Genomic DNA, 15,319 nt, shown 5'->3' with positions numbered 1-15,319 from the left:
GGGGGATACCCGCACATGAAGCTTGATCTGCAGGAAATCGAAACCTATCTGCGTGTGGTGGAACTGGGTGGCGTCAGCCGGGCAGCGGAAGACCTGGCGTTATCCAAGTCGGTGGTCAGCAAGCGCTTGAGCGATCTGGAACAACGTCTTGCTAGTAAACTGCTGCATCGTTCGACGCGCAAGGTCACACCGACCGACACCGGCCTGGCCTTCTACCAACAGGCCAAGCAGGCGCTACTGGAACTGAGCGAAGCAGCCGAGGCGGCAGCCTTCAATGACAGCGGTCTATGCGGGCGCCTGAACATGCTGGCGCCGATGAGTTTCGGCACGCTCTGGCTGGCGCCGCTGATCGCCGAATTCATGCGCCTGCATCCGCAACTGGAAGTCAGCCTGTATCTCGAGGATCGCATCAGCGATTTCGAGCGCGAAGGTTATGACCTCTGCGTACGGATCTCACGCATCGGCGACAGCGCGCTGATCGCCCGCAGGCTCGCCAGCAGCGCCCGGATACTCTGCGCCAGCCCGGAGTACCTGCAACGCCGAGGCACACCAGAACATGTCGAAGCGCTGCGCGAACACGACTGCATCGGCTACAGCAACGTCGCTTCACGGCAGTTCTGGTCCTTCGAAAACGACGATGAGCAAGGCGAACTGGCGAACGTGGCACCACGCGGACGGTTTTCCAGCAACAACGGCGAAGTCATGCGCGAACTGGTGCTGGCCGGCCAGGGCCTGGCGCTGCTGCCAAGTTTCCTGGTCCATCAGCATCTGAAAGACGGCTCGCTGATCGAGATACTGCCTCAGGCGCGCCCCAAGCCTTACTCAATCTATGCCATGTATCCACGCTCCCGGCGGGCGTCACGCAAGGTCGTGGCGCTCTGCGAGTTTCTCCAGCAGCGCCTGCTCGAACCGCCTTGGGAATAGATCAGGAAAAGCGAGAGAAATCCGGCTTTCTGCGCAGCATGAAAGCCGACAGTGCCTCGATGGCCTCCGGCGAGCGCAGGCGCTGGCCGAACAGGGCACCCTCCTCCTCGATTACCTTGCGCAGCTCCTCGCGACCCGGCGCGCGCATCAGGCGCTTGCTGTCGGCGACTGCCGATGGCGCCAGCTGGAGAAAACGCTGCGCCATCTCGCGCGCCTTGTTCAGCGTCGCGGCGCCATCCTCCAGCGCCAGGTTGGCAATCCCCCAGGCCGCCGCTTGCTCGCCCGTGAAGGCCTGGCCGAGCAACAACAGTTCGGCGGCGCGCGCATGCCCCAGCAAGCGCGGCAGGATCAGGCTGGAGCCGTACTCGGGGCACAAGCCGAGATTGACGAAGGGCATTTTCAACTGCGCATCACGACTGACGTAGACCAGATCGCAATGCAGCAGCAAGGTGGTGCCAATCCCCACCGCCGGGCCCGCCACAGCAGCGACCACCGGCTTGCTGAACTCGAACAGCGCGCGCATGAACTGGAACACCTCACTGTTCAATCCACTGGGCGGCGCCTGGATGAAGTCGGCGACATCGTTGCCGCTGGTGAAGCACGCCTCACCGCCGCTCAGCAGCACCACGCGCACGCTCGGGTCGCGTTCGGCCTCATCCAGCACTTCGGCCATGCCGGCGTACATGGCGCGGGTCAACGCATTCTTCTTGTCCGGGCGGTGCATGCGCAGGGTCAACAGACCGCCGTCGCGTTCGATATGCAGGTGTTCGCTCATGCCAGCATTCCAATGGCTGCGTCGTACGCATCGGCGCCGGGCCTGGTCGGCCCCGCACAGCCTACGCGCGAGTGAGAAAGACGTCGGCGAGCATCTGGCTGCGCGGCAACCCGGCCATGTAGAGGCGCCGTGCGAAGCTGTCGACCGTCACGGGATGGCCGCAGAGTAAGGCGAGGGTCTGCCGCGAAACAAGGCGCAGTTCGGCCAAAGCAGCCGGCAACTGCGCCGCTGTTACCAGTTCCACCTGCAGGTTGGCGTGCTGCGCCGCCAGCGCCTGAAGCTCGCTCGCCAGGTAGTGGTCGGCCGGCTCGTGGGCCACGTGCAGCAGGCGGATGGCACCCTGATGTTCTTGGCGCAGCGCTTCACGCAACACCCCGTACAGCGGCGCCAGACCGGTACCGGCGGCCAGCAGCCAGAGGGGCCGCGCCTGCCAGTCGGGGTCGTAGTGCAGCGCGCCGCCACGCAACTCCCCCAGGCGCAGGGCATCGCCAACCTGCAGTCGACGCGCAGCATCGGCGAACGCACCGGGCATGCGGCAATCGATATGAAACTCCAGCCAGTCGTCCTCGCCCGGTACGCTGGCCAGCGAATAAGGGCGTGCCACGCCCTGGTCGTGCCACAACAGCAGGTGCTGACCGGGGCGGTAGCGCAGCGGCCGCCCCGGCTGCAAGCGCAGGCGCAAAACCTGTGGGCTGGGCCAGTCCAGGGCGACGACCTTGGCTGCCAGGCCATCGCGCTGCGGATCGAAAGGTTCGACCTGCAGATCGCCGACCACCTGACACTGGCAAGCCAGACGCCAGCCCTCGGCGCGTTTGTCGGCTGCCAGCGCCTCGGGCCGCAGGTCCAGCGGCTCGCCAGCCACGCAGCGCACCAGGCAGGCGTGGCAACTACCGGCGCGACAGCTGTAGGGCACCGCCACTGCGCCGCCGAGCAGCGCATCGAGCAAGTTGGTTTGCTGGGCGACCTGCAACCGCTGGTCACCGACCCGCAGCTCAGGCACCCGCGTTCTCCCAGCTGGCGTCACAACGATTGCGCCCGCCGCGCTTGGCCTGATACAGCGCCTGATCGGCGCGCTGCAGCGCCTCATCAAGGTCTTCACCGGCAACCAGCATCGTCATCCCGGCGGAGAGACTGAGGTTGTCGACCTTCACGCCCACTGGCTCGGCCTTGGCGAAAGCTTCGCGCAGGCGCTCGCAGCAGGCGGTGAACTGATCGGCATCGGTGTTGGGCAATAGCAGGACGAATTCCTCACCGCCGTAGCGGGCAATGATGTCGCCATCGCGCAGACAGGCGCGGGCGACCGCGGCGAAGGTTTGCAACACCCGGTCGCCAGCGGCATGGCCATGAGCATCGTTGATTCGCTTGAAATGGTCCAGGTCGATCAACGCCAGGCCGTGCTGCCGGCCACGGCCCAGATGCTCAAGTTCGCGGCTGGCCAGACGCAGGAAATGGCGACGATTGAACAGCCCGGTGAGTTCGTCGGTGGCGACCAGGTCTTCGAGTTGGCGCATCATCCCGCGCAGCGTGTCCTGGTGCGCCTGCAAGGCGAAGCGGCGTTGCCGCATGCGCTTGCGCATGGCCTGCACGTAGCTGGAGAACAGACACAACCAGACCAGCAGGATGAACAGCACCCACACCTGCAGCCAGGCCATGCTCGGGTCCACCAACTGCATGCGGTAGGCTTCGATCAGTACCATCGCAGTGAAGCCGAAGAAGGCGAAGGCGGCGCAACGCACGAACACCCGCGGCGGCAGTTGGAACACGCCGAACAGCAGGATCAGGACATAGAAGACCATCATCACGCCGCGCGCGCTGTCGAACAGCGCCAGCACCGGCGGCTGCCAGGCCAGTGCCACCAGCACCTGGGCTTCGGTCAGGCTGGGATCCTCGCAGCGCAGGTTGCGGCCGGAAAGGAACAGCCAAAGGAACACCAATTGACTGCCGAACACGCCCAGGGTCAACCAGCCGGCGGTGCTGATCGAACCGAGGAAAAGGCCATTGAACACAGCGAACCAGCAGACGAGCGCCATCATCGCGTAGGTAGCGAAGGCCATGGCGAAGCGTTTGAGCAGGAGGCTCTGCAGGCTGCGTTGCGTTCCCCGGCGAGTCGTTGAGCTCATGGGCTCCATCCCATACTGGCATCTGGCCGTACTCTACCCCTGTGATCACAAAAAACCTAGGCCGCCGTGGGAAACCTCTGAAAATGTAGGCGAGGCGGCCATCGCAAGAAAAAACAGGCGGAAACGATCGCAGTCGCGCCCGTTTTTACAAGCGGCAAATGAGCATTTGACCCGACTGGCGTTCCGTCTGTTTTTACGTGGCGATGGCAATGCACGAGTGCATGGGTGCAGGAGGTAGAGCGACGCAGGAAGTCAAAGCCGAGGTCGTTTTGCAGGCGCCCGATAACCGCCCACTGCACTTGCCATCGACCTTCGGCTGCTGTGCCCGCCACAGTCGGCTGCGGTATACTGCCGCGCCTTTTTGGGCGGCTCTGAAAAATGTTCAAGGTAGTTTTCAGAGCTGCCCTTTCGCCGTTGCGCCGGGTCGTTGTCCGGCGCTTCCTTGTAGATGTTCCCTGATAGAGGAGCGCCCCAATGACCGTGATCAAGCAGGACGACCTGATTCAGAGCGTCGCCGACGCACTGCAGTTCATCTCCTATTACCACCCCGTCGACTTCATCCAGGCGATGCACGAGGCCTACCTGAAGGAAGAGTCGCCGGCCGCCAAAGACTCCATGGCGCAGATCCTGATCAACTCGCGCATGTGTGCCACCGGCCACCGCCCGATCTGCCAGGACACCGGCATCGTCACCGTGTTTATCCGCGTCGGTATGGACGTGCGCTGGGACGGCGCCACCATGAGCGTCGACGACATGATCAACGAAGGCGTACGCCGCGCCTACAACCTGCCTGAGAACGTCCTGCGCGCCTCGATCCTGGCCGACCCGGCAGGTGCCCGCAAGAACACCAAGGACAACACCCCAGCGGTGATCCACTACTCCATCGTCCCCGGTGACAAGGTGGAAGTGGACGTTGCGGCCAAGGGCGGCGGCTCCGAGAACAAGTCGAAGATGGCCATGCTCAACCCGTCCGACTCCATCGTCGACTGGGTGCTGAAGACCGTGCCGACCATGGGCGCCGGCTGGTGCCCGCCAGGCATGCTCGGCATCGGCATCGGCGGCACTGCCGAAAAAGCGGCAGTGATGGCCAAGGAAGTGCTGATGGAGCACATCGACATCCATGAACTGCAGGCCCGTGGCCCGCAGAACCGCATCGAAGAGCTGCGCCTGGAACTGTTCGAGAAGGTCAACCAGCTGGGCATAGGCGCCCAGGGCCTGGGCGGCCTGACCACCGTGCTCGACGTGAAGATCATGGACTACCCGACCCATGCCGCGTCCTTGCCGGTGTGCATGATCCCCAACTGCGCCGCCACCCGCCACGCCCACTTCGTGCTCGACGGCTCCGGCCCGGCCGAACTGGAAGCGCCGGATCTGGACGCCTACCCGGAAATCGTCTGGGAAGCCGGCCCGAGCGCGCGTCGCGTCAACCTCGACGAGATCACCCCGGAAGACGTGCAGAGCTGGAAGCCGGGCGAGACCGTCCTGCTCAACGGCAAGATGCTCACCGGCCGCGACGCTGCGCACAAGCGCATGGTCGACATGCTGAACAAGGGCGAACAGCTGCCGGTGGACCTCAAGGGTCGCTTCATCTATTACGTCGGCCCGGTCGATCCGGTCGGTGACGAAGTGGTTGGTCCGGCTGGCCCGACCACCGCCACCCGCATGGACAAGTTCACCCGTCAGATCCTCGAGCAGACCGGTCTGCTGGGCATGATCGGCAAGTCCGAACGCGGCCCTATCGCCATCGACGCGATCAAGGACAACAAGGCCGTGTACCTGATGGCCGTCGGCGGCGCCGCCTACCTGGTCGCCCAGGCGATCAAGAAGTCCAAGGTGCTGGCCTTCGAAGAACTGGGTATGGAAGCCATCTACGAGTTCGAAGTCAAAGACATGCCGGTGACCGTCGCGGTCGACACCAACGGTGAGTCGGTGCACATCACCGGCCCTGCGATCTGGAACAAGAAGATCGCCGAAAGCCTGGCGGTGGAAGTGAAGTAAGGCAGCGACAAGCTTCAAGCTGCTAGCAGAAGCCCGGCCAAGTGCCGGGCTTCTGCGTTTTCAGGCGCTACTCTTATCGTTCCTGGGTAGGAGCCGCGCCCCGCGGCGAATTGGCCTATGCAAACGGCAGAGAAACTTCGCCCCGGGGCGGGGCTCCTACGGGCTTGCGTCAATCCTCGCCCGAATCCTGCAACAGCTGCCGACCACGCGCCAGGTAACCGTCCATCTCCGCCTGCGGCACCATACTGCCGCCGGTGGCCCAGACCAGATGGGTCGCCTGCGCCATGCGCTGAGGGGTCAGGCCCATGCGCTGGCGGTAGCCCTGCTGCTCGCCCAGCACGCGCAGTACACCCGGCATCCCGGCCAGAGCCGAAGGTTCCAGACGCTGGCCCTCGGCCTGCTCCAGCAACGCCAGGTAGCGGAACAGTTGTTCATCGCTGACCGTGTAATAACCATCGATCAGGCGCTGCATGGCGCGGCCGACGAAACCCGATGGCCGCCCTACCGCCAGGCCATCGGCTGCGGTGCGGTTGTCGATGCCGAAATCCTGCACCGCCAGCTCTTCATGCCGGCCGGTATGCACGCCGAGCAACATGCACGGCGAATGGGTCGGCTCGGCGAACAGGCAGTGCACCGCATCGCCGAACGCCAGCTTCAGGCCGAACGCCACGCCACCCGGCCCGCCACCGACGCCACAGGGCAGATAGACGAACAGCGGATGCTCGGCATCGACCACGACACCGGCCGTTGCCAGTTGCTGCTTGAGGCGTTCGCCGGCCACCGCATAGCCGAGAAACAGGTGCCTGGAGTTCTCGTCATCGACGAAGTGGCAGCGCGCATCGGCCTCGGCCTGGCGGCGCCCCTGCTCCACCGCGACGCTGTAATCGCTGGCGTACTCGACCACGGTCACGCCATGGGCGCGCAGCTTGTCCTTCTTCCACTGGCGCGCATCGGCGGACATATGCACCGTGGCCTGAAAGCCCAGGCGCGCACTGATGATGCCGATGGACAGGCCGAGATTACCGGTGGAGCCGACCGCCACCTGATAACCAGCGAAGAAGGCGCGCATCGCATCGCTGTCGAGGCAGGCGTAATCGTCGTCAAGGCTGAGCAGTCCGGCATCCAGCGCCAGGTCCTCGGCATGCTTGAGCACCTCGTAGATGCCGCCACGGGCCTTGATCGAACCGGAGATGGGCAGATGGCTGTCGCGCTTGAGCCACAGCGCGCCGATTTCGCCTTCGCCCTGCATCTCTTCACTCAGCAGCGCCTGCATCTTCGGCAGGGGCACTACGTCCGACTCGATGATGCCGCCGCTGGCGGCCGTCTGCGGGAACACCCGGGCCAGGTAGGGGGCGAAGCGCTCAAGACGCATGCGGGCATCGGCCACATCGGCAGCGCTCAAACCGACATCGGCCAGCACCTCGGCAGCGGGCGCCACGGCCGGGTTGAACCAGCTGGTTTCGCGCAGGGCGATCAGCTCGTCGAGCAGCGGATATTGCGCGCGCCATTGGGCAAGCGGCTGGCCAAGAATCATGCGGCGTTCCTCATAGCAGGCACTGGACAGCGCGCATTAGACGACGCCTGCTGCGCTCTGGCAAAGACCGCGCACGCTGCCCCCAGCGGAACGATAACCGCCAGGCCATGGCCTAACCTGAAAATCGCCCAGGAGTCGCCATGACCTTTTCCATCATCGCCCGCTGCCCGCGCAGCGGACAGTTCGGCGTCGCAGCAGCCACTGCGATGCCAGCCGTGGGCAAGCTGCTCAGCCACGCAGCGGCTGGTGCGGGCGCCGTGGCGTCCCAGGCGCAGGTCAACCCCTATCTGGGGCTGGATGGCCTGGCGCTGCTGCGTCAGGGGCTTTCGGCGAAGGCAGCGCTGGAACGCCTCAAGGGTACCGATCCCTGCATGGAGCTGCGCCAATGCGCGTTGATAGATACCAACGGTGACAGCGTCTGCTGGACGGGCGACAAGTGCATTCCCTGGGCCGGTTCGCTGGCCGGCGAGCAGTTCTCCGTACAGGGCAACAGGCTGGTCGGGCCACAGGTGCTGGATGCAGTAGCCGAAGCCTTCCGCCACGCTGAAAAGCGCCCGCTGATCGAACGCCTGATCGAAGCCCTGGCCGCTGGCGACCGCTGCGGCGGCGATCGTCACGGCGAATCCTCGGCAGTGATCTACGTGGTCGACCAGGAGGAGTATCCGCTGTGGGACATCCGCGTCGACCATCACCTCGACCCGGTGGCCGAACTGCGCCGCCTGCACAAGGTATTCGCCCGCGAAGTGCTGCCCGAGATTCTTGCCATGCCCACACGCGACAATCCAGCGGGGCTGGCGGCGGAGGATTCGGTCTAACGCGCCGCCGTACCGAAGCGCCGTCGATAATCGCCGGGCGACAGCCCCACCAGACGGGTGAACACTTTGCGAAATGCACCACTGTCGCCATAGCCCACCTGCCAGGCCACCTGCTCGATGCTCTGGCGGGTGAACTCGAGCAGTTCGCGCGCCTTGGTGACGCGCAGCTGCTGGCAATACTCGGTAGGTTTCATGCCTGTGGCAGAGCGAAATCGGCGCAGGAAAGTACGCTCCCCCAGCCCGGCGCGCGCGGCCATGTCCGCCAGGCTCGCCTCCGCCCCGCCCTCCCCCTGCAACCAGCGCTGCACGGCGAGCACCGCGGCATCGCCATGATCGAGGCTGGGCGCGAAGCTGCTGAAATGGCGCTGCGATTCGCGGTTCAGGTCCACCACCAGAAAGCGCGCGGTCTCGGCGGCGATGGTCGGCCCCAGCAGGCGCGTTACCAGCGCCAGCCCAAGATCGGTCCAGGCCATCAGGCCCCCGGCCGTGATCAGGTCACCGTCGTCTATGACCATGCGCTCGGGTAGCACCTGCACGAGCGGAAAGCGCGCCGCCATCTGCGCTGCCAGTGCCCAGTGGGTGGTCACCGTACGGCCATCGAGCAGGCCGGCCTCGGCCAGTGCGAAAGCACCGACGCACACCGACGCCAGCAGCACCCCGCCGCGATGCTGCTCACGCAGCCAGTCGCGATAACAGTCGGCAAGCGGCTGCTCGGCATCGTCGTCCAGGCAGGGCGGGAGAATCACCACCTGCGGCGCGCCGTCACCCTGCGGCAGGCTGTCGAACACTCGCCGCACGCATCCCGCCTCATCGGCCTGCCAGTGACTGACCCGCAGCCGCGGCAACCCTTTACGCCCCTGCCCGGCAGCCATGCGATTGGCCACGGTGAACAAATCGCCCAGACCATGCACGGCCGCCAACTGGGCACCTGGGTAGAGCAACAATCCGATCTCCAGACAGCGCTCGCTCATTGTCAGTTTTTCCCCGCAGATTGTCGGCCCCGCCCATCCTCGCAGGCGCGCCAGGGCGATAAGGTTTGCCACACATCATCCCACGGAGAACACCATGAGCAAGCGCGCCCTGATTCTGATCGACATCCAGAACGACTATTTCGAAGGCGGTAAATGGTCACTTGAAGCCATGCAGATCGCCTCGACCAATGCCGCACGTGTGCTGGCGGCTGCACGTGCTGCAGGCGACAAGGTGATCCACGTGCGCCACGAGTTCGAGGGCAAGGATGCACCCTTCTTCGCTCCGGGCAGCACAGGCGCGGACATCCATCCCCTGGTGCAGCCGCTGGCAGGCGAAGCGGTGGTGCTCAAGCACCAGGTCAACGCCTTTCTCGGCACCGACCTCAAGGCGCAGCTGGACGCCGCCGGCATCGAGCAGATCACCCTGGTCGGCGCCATGAGCCATATGTGCATCGACGCAGCAGCACGCGCCAGCGCCGACTTTGGCTACGCCACGACGGTGATCCACGATGCCTGCGCGACGCGCGACCAGGCGTTCGAGGGGCGCAGCGTTGCGGCTGGGCAAGTGCATGCGGCCTATATGGCTGCCCTGGCATTCGCCTATGCGAGCGTGGTGTCGACCGAGCAGTACTTGGCGGGCTGAATCAGCGTGCCCCGAAGCGCTCCAGCTGCATCTCGCGTAGACGGCTCAGCGTGCGGCGGAAGGCAAAATCGAGGTAGCCCTGGGTGTAGAGTTCATCCAGCGCTACCTCGGCTTCGATGTACAGCGGCACGCGGCGGTCGTAGCACTCGTCGACCAGGGCAATAAAGCGGCGCACCGCATCGTCGTTGCGCGACAGCGCCGGCAGCTGTCGATCCCCAGCATCGACCCGCTCGGCGCCGTCCTCGGTGCCACGGGCGATGCGTCCTTCACGCTGCTCGCCGCCCAGGCGTGGCACCTCGCCAAGCAGGATGGCGGGGAAGCGCTGGCACAGTTCGATGAAGTCGGGAGCCGCCAATGGCTGCTCGCACAGATCACGGAAACGGCACCAGAGCGCCGCCGGGCTTTGACCGAGGGTCACCACCTGACGATGGGCCAAATCCACCGGTTCACGGCCAATGACCTGACCCTCGCTCAAGCGGGCGAACAGCTCGCCCAAGGCTTGTGGCTGCTGCACCCAATAGCGCTGAACCTGCGCGCCGGGGTGCAGGCGATGATCCTGCTCGCCGTCCACGGCAACGACCTGCATATGCATCTGGAGCGCGGCGATGGCCGGCAGGAAGCGCTCGCGGTTGTAGCCCTCGGCATAGAGCTGATCCGGTGGCTGGTTGGAGGTGGCCACCAGCACCACGCCCTGCTCCACCACCAGGCTGAGCAGGCGACCGAGCAGCATGGCGTCGCCGATGTCGCTGACGAACAGCTCGTCGAAGCACAGCACGCGTACCTCGCGCCCCAGCTCCTCGGCCAGCAGACGCAGCGGGTCGGCATTGCCGGTGAGCTGAAACTGGCGGCGATGCACCCATTGCATGAAGTGATGGAAATGCTGCCGCCGCGCCGGCACCTGCAGAGTGTTGTAAAAGCTGTCCATCAGCCAGGTCTTGCCACGCCCGACCGGGCCCCAGAGGTAGACGCCGAGCGGCCGCTCACCACGCTGAACGGCCTCATGGCAGTGCTGCAGCGCCTGCACTGCACGGCGCTGCGCGGCATCGACGATGAAACCGGCAGCCAGCGCACGCTCGTAGGCGGCCTGAAGCGAATCCGGCAGCGCCTGCGGCGCGTTCAACGCAGCACCAGCCGACCGTCATCGAACTGTCGCGGCCAGTCGCGGCGAGTGAAGACCTGGCCCTGCTCACGCACACGGCGCACCTCGTCCAGATCCAGCTCACAGATCAGCCAATGACTGCGCGTGGGGCACAACGCCTCGCTCTCGGCGACGATGCCGCTGGCAGGCATACCGTAGTCCGACGGCACGTACAGCGAGGCGCGGCCGTAGCCTTCGTCGAGCGAAGGCGACCAGGGCGCCAGGCCGACGGTAGGCGAATGCAGCACGGCGATCTGGTTCTCCAGCGCACGGGCCTGGGCACCGATGCGCACGCGATGAAAACCGGCCACGGAGTCGGTGCAACTGGGGGCGAGGATCAGATCCACGCCCGCCTCGGCCAGCGTACGCGCCAACAGCGGAAACTCGTTGTCATAGCAGATCAGGATGCCCAGCTTGCCCAGCGTCGTATCGAACACTTTCAATCCGCTGCCCGCCGCGATATGCCATTGCTCCAGCTCGAAGCGGGTCATGATCAGCTTGTCCTGAGTGCCCAGGCAGCCGTCCGGGCCGAACAGCCAGGCGCGGTTGCGGTAGATGCCATCGTCATCGAGCACGGCCACCGAGCCGGGTTGCAGATAAACGTTCAAGCGCCGCGCCAGGCTCTCGCAAAGCTCCAGCCAGCGCGGCAGCAGCGCCTGGATGCCGGCGATGGAGCCGTGCAGGTCGACGCGCTCGACTTCAGACAGCTGGCCGGTGAGCACCAGGCCGGCGTACTCCGGCAGCAGCAACAGATCGGCGCCCTGCCCGGCCGCTTCCTCGCACAGCGTGGTGAAGTGCTCGGCGTAGGCCTCCCAGGTGGTGAACAGGTCGATGTGGTACTGACAGGCGGCAACCTTGATCATCAGATGAGCTCCTTCAACCAGAACGACATGGGCTTGGCCGATTCCTCGGTCTCGTCCAGATCGCGCCAGTGGTAATGGGTGTGCAGTTCGGGGTGATGGCGGTAGCCACGCCGAGTCCAGAAATCGTCCAGCGGTTGGTAGTCGGCGGGTCGGCGCGGGTGATCGAGAGGGCGCTGCACGGCGCAGAAAGCGCACCAGTCGAAGCGGCCGAGCTTGCGTGCATGGGCCTCGCGCTCGGCGAAGAAACGCACGCCCAGGCCGCGCCCGCGCCAGGTCGGCAACACCACCGACTCGGCGCAGTAGAAGATCCGCGCCGGGTTCCAGCCCGCGGCAACGAACGGCTGCTGGAATTCCTCGGTCTCATCGGGCAGCGGCAGCGCCGTGGAAGCGCCTACTACCTGACCGGCGTCGAGTACCAGCACGCACAGGCTGCCAGCACTGCGCACATAGGTGGCCAGGTACTCGGCCTCGTAGTCGAGGCTGCCGTCGTAGAGGTAGGGAAATTCGCGGAACACCTCGATGCGCAGACGCGCGAGGTCGTTGATATGGGGTTCGATCTCCGCGCCCCGCAGCAGTCGGATATCCATTGCAGTCGCTCGCCAGCAACAGGGTGACGCCAGTAGCTATACCAGCGGTAAACGGCGAACTTATCATGCGGGCCAACGAACCACTAACCACGCTACGAAAGGAACTTAGTCATGACCGCCACCGAACTGGTTCAGGCCTACTACGCCGCCTTCAACGCTGGCGACATGCCAGCCTTCCTCGACCTGCTGAGCGATGACGTGGTGCACGACATCAACCAGGGCGAGCGCCAGGTCGGCAAAGCCACCTTCGCCGCCTTCATGGACAAGATGAACCGCTGCTACCGCGAGCACCTGGCCGATATCGTGGTGATGCAGAACGCCGAAGGCAGCCGCGCCGCCGCCGAGTTCGTGGTGCACGGCGAATACCTGGCCGACGACCAAGGCCTGCCGCCCGCCAACGGCCAGACCTACGTGCTGCCGGCCGGCGCTTTCTTCGAGATCAAGCACGGCAAGGTGGCGCGCATCAGCAACTACTACAACCTCAATGACTGGATCACGCAGGTAGGGTGACAAGCTCTGCGTACGCGGGCGCCGCGCACAAGCCACAGCGCTTTTGCAGCAGGTGACAGGTAAACTCCGCTAACCCTCTGCAGGAGTGACCATGCGTATTCTTCTCGTCGAAGACGACCAGGCCCTGGGCGAAGGCATTCGCACCGCGCTGAAGCCCGAAGGCTATACCGTTGACTGGCTACAGGACGGCGCCAGCGCGCTGCATGCACTGAGCCACGAGAGTTTCGAGCTGGTCATTCTCGACCTCGGCCTGCCGCGCATGGACGGCCTGCAGGTGCTCAAGCAGCTGCGCGCCGCCGCCAACCCGGTGCCGGTGCTGGTGCTGACCGCACGTGACGCCACCAGCGACCGCATCGCCGGTCTCGATGCCGGTGCCGACGATTACCTGGTCAAGCCCTTCGACGTCGCCGAGCTCAAGGCACGCCTGCGCGCCCTGCTGCGGCGCAGCTTCCAGCGCCCGCAACCGGCACTGGAATACCGTGGCATCAGCCTCGACCCCGCGAGCCAGGTGGTCGAGTACCAGGGCCAGAGCATCAACCTGCCGCGCAAGGAATTCCTTCTGCTGCACGAGTTGCTGATCCAGCCCGGACGCGTGCTGACCCGCGACAAGCTGCAACAGGCGCTCTACGGCTGGGATGAAGACGTCGAAAGCAACGCCCTGGAAGTGCACGTGCATCACCTGCGCAAGAAATTCTTCCCGGAGCTGATCCGCACCGTGCGCGGCGTCGGTTATCTGGTGGACAAATGAGGCTGCTGAAAACCTTCGGTTCCATCCGCACTCGCCTGCTCGCCCTGCTTCTGTTGCTGATAGCGGCCAGCTTCGGGCTGATCAGCCACAAGATCTACAACGACTCGGTGCATGAAGTGCGCGAGTTGTTCGATGCCCAGTTGTCGCAGACCGCACGCCTGCTCATGGGCCTGGTACGCCACGATCTCAACGAGAACGAGCGCCATGAGATGCAGGCGGTACTCGACGAAGCGCTGCTGCTGCAGAACTCGCGCAACCCGGACAACCTGTTCGGCCACGAATACGAGGGCAAGCTGGCCTTCCAGATGCTCGACGACGATGGCGAGCTGCTGTTCCAGTCCGCCAGCGCGCCGCCTGGCTTGCTTAGCGACATGATCGCGCAGCTCGGCCTGGCTCTGCCCAACGATGACCAGCCCATGCGCGAGCGCCTGGCCCAGTTGGCCCGCTACCTGATCGGCTATCACACCCTGAACATCGGCGAGCATCGCTGGCGCGTGTTCGTCCTGCATGACAGCCGCGACTACCACTGGGTGCTGGCGGGCGAACGCGAGGACGTGCGCGGCGAGCTGATCGGCAAGATCGCCCGGCGCAGTCTGCAACCCCTGCTGATCGGCCTGCCCATCGTCGGCCTGCTGCTGTGGCTGACCGTGGGTTGGGGACTGTATCCACTCAAACGCATGGCCGATGCCATTCGCGGCCGCGCGCCGGATAACCTGGCGCCGCTGGTCTTCCCGCCGCTGCCCAATGAACTGGAACCGATGGCTGCTGCGCTCAACCGCCTGCTGATGCAGGTCAATCAGTTGCTGGAACAGGAAAAGCGCTTTATCGCCGACGCCGCCCACGAATTGCGCACGCCGCTGGCGGTGCTACGCATTCACGCACAGAACGCCCTGGAAGCACCGGATGCCGGCGACCGAGAAGAGGCATTGAAGCAGCTGGGCAGCGGTGTCGACCGCGCGACCCGCGTGGTCGCACAGCTGCTGACCCTGGCGCGTCTGGACCCCAATGGCATCCGCCTGAACATGGATGAACTGGACCTGCTGACCTTCATGCGTGGCGAACTGGCCGAGCTGACCCCCCTGGCACTCAATCGTGGACAGGAGCTGATTCTCGACGCTCAGGAGCCAGGCGACTATCACCTGCCGGCGGACGCGCCCAGCCTGGGAGTTCTGCTGCAGAACCTGGTGAGCAATGCCGTGCAGTACACCCCAGAGGGCGGCTGCATTCAGGTGCAACTACAGGCCACGGCTCAGGAGGTGATGCTGCAGGTACTCGACAGCGGCCCCGGTGTGCCAGCGGAGTTACGCGAGCGGTTGTTCGAACGCTTCTTTCGCATTGGCGAAGGCCAGGGCGCCGGGCTGGGGTTGTCCATCGTGCGCCGCGTCGTTGAATTGCATCGGGGCAGTATCGCCCTTGAGGAGTCGCCGCTCGGCGGCTTGCGTGTCAGCGTGCGCTTACCCCGGCGTCCCGGCAGCCATGCTTGAGTGATCGCAATGGCAAACCTCAGGCATCAGGTATAGCCATACCCAATCAGCAAGATAGAGACAATCCGTTTTATCAATCGAAGCGCTTCTCCGATCATGCAGACCTGTTCAACAGCCACTACTGGAGTAACTTCGCATGAGCCTGATCAAACGCTTCTTCCAGCAATCCCAACCGAGCCAGCAACCGACCACCGCGAACGTGCAGGAAC

The 15,319-nt window shown here is 64.9% G+C and carries 15 protein-coding genes; 7 read left to right on the top strand and 8 right to left on the bottom strand.

The annotated features are described in order from the left end of the window. Window positions 1-15: 15 nt before the first annotated feature. Window positions 16-924: a LysR family transcriptional regulator gene (locus BLR77_RS19445; RefSeq protein WP_074680891.1), complete on the top strand. Its 909-nt coding sequence runs from the start codon at window positions 16-18 to the stop codon at window positions 922-924. Between the two features lies 1 nt (window position 925). Here the strand turns inward: BLR77_RS19445 and BLR77_RS19440 are convergent, their stop codons facing one another. The 3 genes from BLR77_RS19440 to BLR77_RS19430 form a co-directional block, all read right to left on the bottom strand. Next, complete coding sequence (locus tag BLR77_RS19440; RefSeq protein WP_074680889.1) at window positions 926-1,699, bottom strand: enoyl-CoA hydratase; 774 nt, start codon at window positions 1,697-1,699, stop codon at window positions 926-928. Between the two features lie 61 nt (window positions 1,700-1,760). Continuing rightward, complete coding sequence (locus BLR77_RS19435; RefSeq protein ID WP_074680887.1) at window positions 1,761-2,699, bottom strand: iron-sulfur-binding ferredoxin reductase; 939 nt, start codon at window positions 2,697-2,699, stop codon at window positions 1,761-1,763. Next, window positions 2,692-3,819 carry a GGDEF domain-containing protein gene (locus BLR77_RS19430; protein WP_074680885.1) on the bottom strand — a complete coding sequence of 376 codons (1,128 nt, stop codon included), beginning with the start codon at window positions 3,817-3,819 and terminating at the stop codon, window positions 2,692-2,694. Before BLR77_RS19430 ends, BLR77_RS19435 begins: the two co-directional genes overlap by 8 nt. A gap of 474 nt (window positions 3,820-4,293) precedes the next feature. Between BLR77_RS19430 and BLR77_RS19425 the strand changes: the two genes are divergently transcribed. Further along, on the top strand, window positions 4,294-5,817 hold the full coding sequence (locus BLR77_RS19425; protein WP_074680883.1) for a fumarate hydratase: 1,524 nt from the start codon (window positions 4,294-4,296) through the stop codon (window positions 5,815-5,817). A gap of 169 nt (window positions 5,818-5,986) precedes the next feature. Here the strand turns inward: BLR77_RS19425 and dsdA are convergent, their stop codons facing one another. After that, window positions 5,987-7,351 carry a D-serine ammonia-lyase gene (gene dsdA / locus BLR77_RS19420; RefSeq protein WP_074680881.1) on the bottom strand — a complete coding sequence of 455 codons (1,365 nt, stop codon included), beginning with the start codon at window positions 7,349-7,351 and terminating at the stop codon, window positions 5,987-5,989. A 140-nt stretch (window positions 7,352-7,491) separates the two neighbouring features. Here dsdA and BLR77_RS19415 point away from each other — a divergent pair, with 140 nt between their 5' ends. Beyond that, a complete protein-coding gene (locus BLR77_RS19415; RefSeq protein WP_074680880.1) occupies window positions 7,492-8,166 on the top strand; it encodes a DUF1028 domain-containing protein in 675 nt (224 codons plus the stop codon). Here BLR77_RS19415 and BLR77_RS19410 read toward each other — a convergent pair. Then, on the bottom strand, window positions 8,163-9,137 hold the full coding sequence (locus BLR77_RS19410; RefSeq protein ID WP_074680878.1) for a GlxA family transcriptional regulator: 975 nt from the start codon (window positions 9,135-9,137) through the stop codon (window positions 8,163-8,165). The two genes, BLR77_RS19415 and BLR77_RS19410, sit on opposite strands and share 4 nt — an antisense overlap. Window positions 9,138-9,231: 94 nt before the next feature. Here BLR77_RS19410 and BLR77_RS19405 point away from each other — a divergent pair, with 94 nt between their 5' ends. After that, a complete protein-coding gene (locus BLR77_RS19405) occupies window positions 9,232-9,780 on the top strand; it encodes a cysteine hydrolase family protein (RefSeq protein ID WP_074680876.1) in 549 nt (182 codons plus the stop codon). Between the two features lies 1 nt (window position 9,781). Here BLR77_RS19405 and zapE read toward each other — a convergent pair whose 3' ends face one another. Genes zapE through BLR77_RS19390 form a run of 3 tightly spaced genes read right to left on the bottom strand, consistent with a single transcriptional unit; the run spans window position 9,782 to window position 12,368 of the window. After that, window positions 9,782-10,900, bottom strand: coding sequence for a cell division protein ZapE (gene zapE / locus BLR77_RS19400; RefSeq protein WP_074680875.1), 1,119 nt, complete (start codon window positions 10,898-10,900; stop codon window positions 9,782-9,784). Further along, a complete protein-coding gene (locus tag BLR77_RS19395; protein ID WP_074680873.1) occupies window positions 10,897-11,781 on the bottom strand; it encodes a carbon-nitrogen hydrolase family protein in 885 nt (294 codons plus the stop codon). Before BLR77_RS19395 ends, zapE begins: the two co-directional genes overlap by 4 nt. Next, entirely contained in the window at window positions 11,781-12,368 is a 588-nt protein-coding gene (locus tag BLR77_RS19390; RefSeq protein ID WP_074680871.1) for a GNAT family N-acetyltransferase, read from the bottom strand. The genes BLR77_RS19395 and BLR77_RS19390 overlap by 1 nt, the downstream gene beginning before the upstream one ends. Window positions 12,369-12,479: 111 nt before the next feature. Here BLR77_RS19390 and BLR77_RS19385 point away from each other — a divergent pair, with 111 nt between their 5' ends. The 3 genes from BLR77_RS19385 (at window position 12,480) to BLR77_RS19375 (ending at window position 15,110) form a co-directional block, all read left to right on the top strand. Beyond that, on the top strand, window positions 12,480-12,878 hold the full coding sequence (locus BLR77_RS19385) for a nuclear transport factor 2 family protein (protein WP_074680870.1): 399 nt from the start codon (window positions 12,480-12,482) through the stop codon (window positions 12,876-12,878). A gap of 91 nt (window positions 12,879-12,969) precedes the next feature. After that, entirely contained in the window at window positions 12,970-13,626 is a 657-nt protein-coding gene (locus BLR77_RS19380; RefSeq protein WP_074680869.1) for a response regulator, read from the top strand. Further along, window positions 13,623-15,110, top strand: a complete 1,488-nt coding sequence (locus BLR77_RS19375; protein WP_074680868.1) for an ATP-binding protein — start codon at window positions 13,623-13,625, stop codon at window positions 15,108-15,110. Before BLR77_RS19380 ends, BLR77_RS19375 begins: the two co-directional genes overlap by 4 nt. Window positions 15,111-15,319 lie beyond the last annotated feature (209 nt).

The sequence above is a fragment of the Ectopseudomonas alcaliphila genome (assembly GCF_900101755.1).
In the GTDB taxonomy this organism is placed as follows: Bacteria; Pseudomonadota; Gammaproteobacteria; order Pseudomonadales; family Pseudomonadaceae; genus Aquipseudomonas; species Aquipseudomonas alcaliphila.
This window is presented reverse-complemented; position numbering and strand designations above follow the sequence as displayed.

What these genes read in the sequence shown, in the direction of transcription:
- BLR77_RS19430 (WP_074680885.1), bottom strand. Translation starts at nt 3,819, where the DNA reads ATGAGCTCAACGACTCGCCGGGGAACGCAACGCAGCCTGCAGAGCCTC.
- BLR77_RS19445 (WP_074680891.1), top strand. Translation starts at nt 16, where the DNA reads ATGAAGCTTGATCTGCAGGAAATCGAAACCTATCTGCGTGTGGTGGAA.
- BLR77_RS19425 (WP_074680883.1), top strand. Translation starts at nt 4,294, where the DNA reads ATGACCGTGATCAAGCAGGACGACCTGATTCAGAGCGTCGCCGACGCA.
- BLR77_RS19390 (WP_074680871.1), bottom strand. Translation starts at nt 12,368, where the DNA reads ATGGATATCCGACTGCTGCGGGGCGCGGAGATCGAACCCCATATCAAC.
- BLR77_RS19405 (WP_074680876.1), top strand. Translation starts at nt 9,232, where the DNA reads ATGAGCAAGCGCGCCCTGATTCTGATCGACATCCAGAACGACTATTTC.
- BLR77_RS19385 (WP_074680870.1), top strand. Translation starts at nt 12,480, where the DNA reads ATGACCGCCACCGAACTGGTTCAGGCCTACTACGCCGCCTTCAACGCT.
- dsdA (WP_074680881.1), bottom strand. Translation starts at nt 7,351, where the DNA reads ATGATTCTTGGCCAGCCGCTTGCCCAATGGCGCGCGCAATATCCGCTG.
- BLR77_RS19440 (WP_074680889.1), bottom strand. Translation starts at nt 1,699, where the DNA reads ATGAGCGAACACCTGCATATCGAACGCGACGGCGGTCTGTTGACCCTG.
- BLR77_RS19395 (WP_074680873.1), bottom strand. Translation starts at nt 11,781, where the DNA reads ATGATCAAGGTTGCCGCCTGTCAGTACCACATCGACCTGTTCACCACC.
- BLR77_RS19375 (WP_074680868.1), top strand. Translation starts at nt 13,623, where the DNA reads ATGAGGCTGCTGAAAACCTTCGGTTCCATCCGCACTCGCCTGCTCGCC.
- BLR77_RS19380 (WP_074680869.1), top strand. Translation starts at nt 12,970, where the DNA reads ATGCGTATTCTTCTCGTCGAAGACGACCAGGCCCTGGGCGAAGGCATT.
- BLR77_RS19415 (WP_074680880.1), top strand. Translation starts at nt 7,492, where the DNA reads ATGACCTTTTCCATCATCGCCCGCTGCCCGCGCAGCGGACAGTTCGGC.
- BLR77_RS19410 (WP_074680878.1), bottom strand. Translation starts at nt 9,137, where the DNA reads ATGAGCGAGCGCTGTCTGGAGATCGGATTGTTGCTCTACCCAGGTGCC.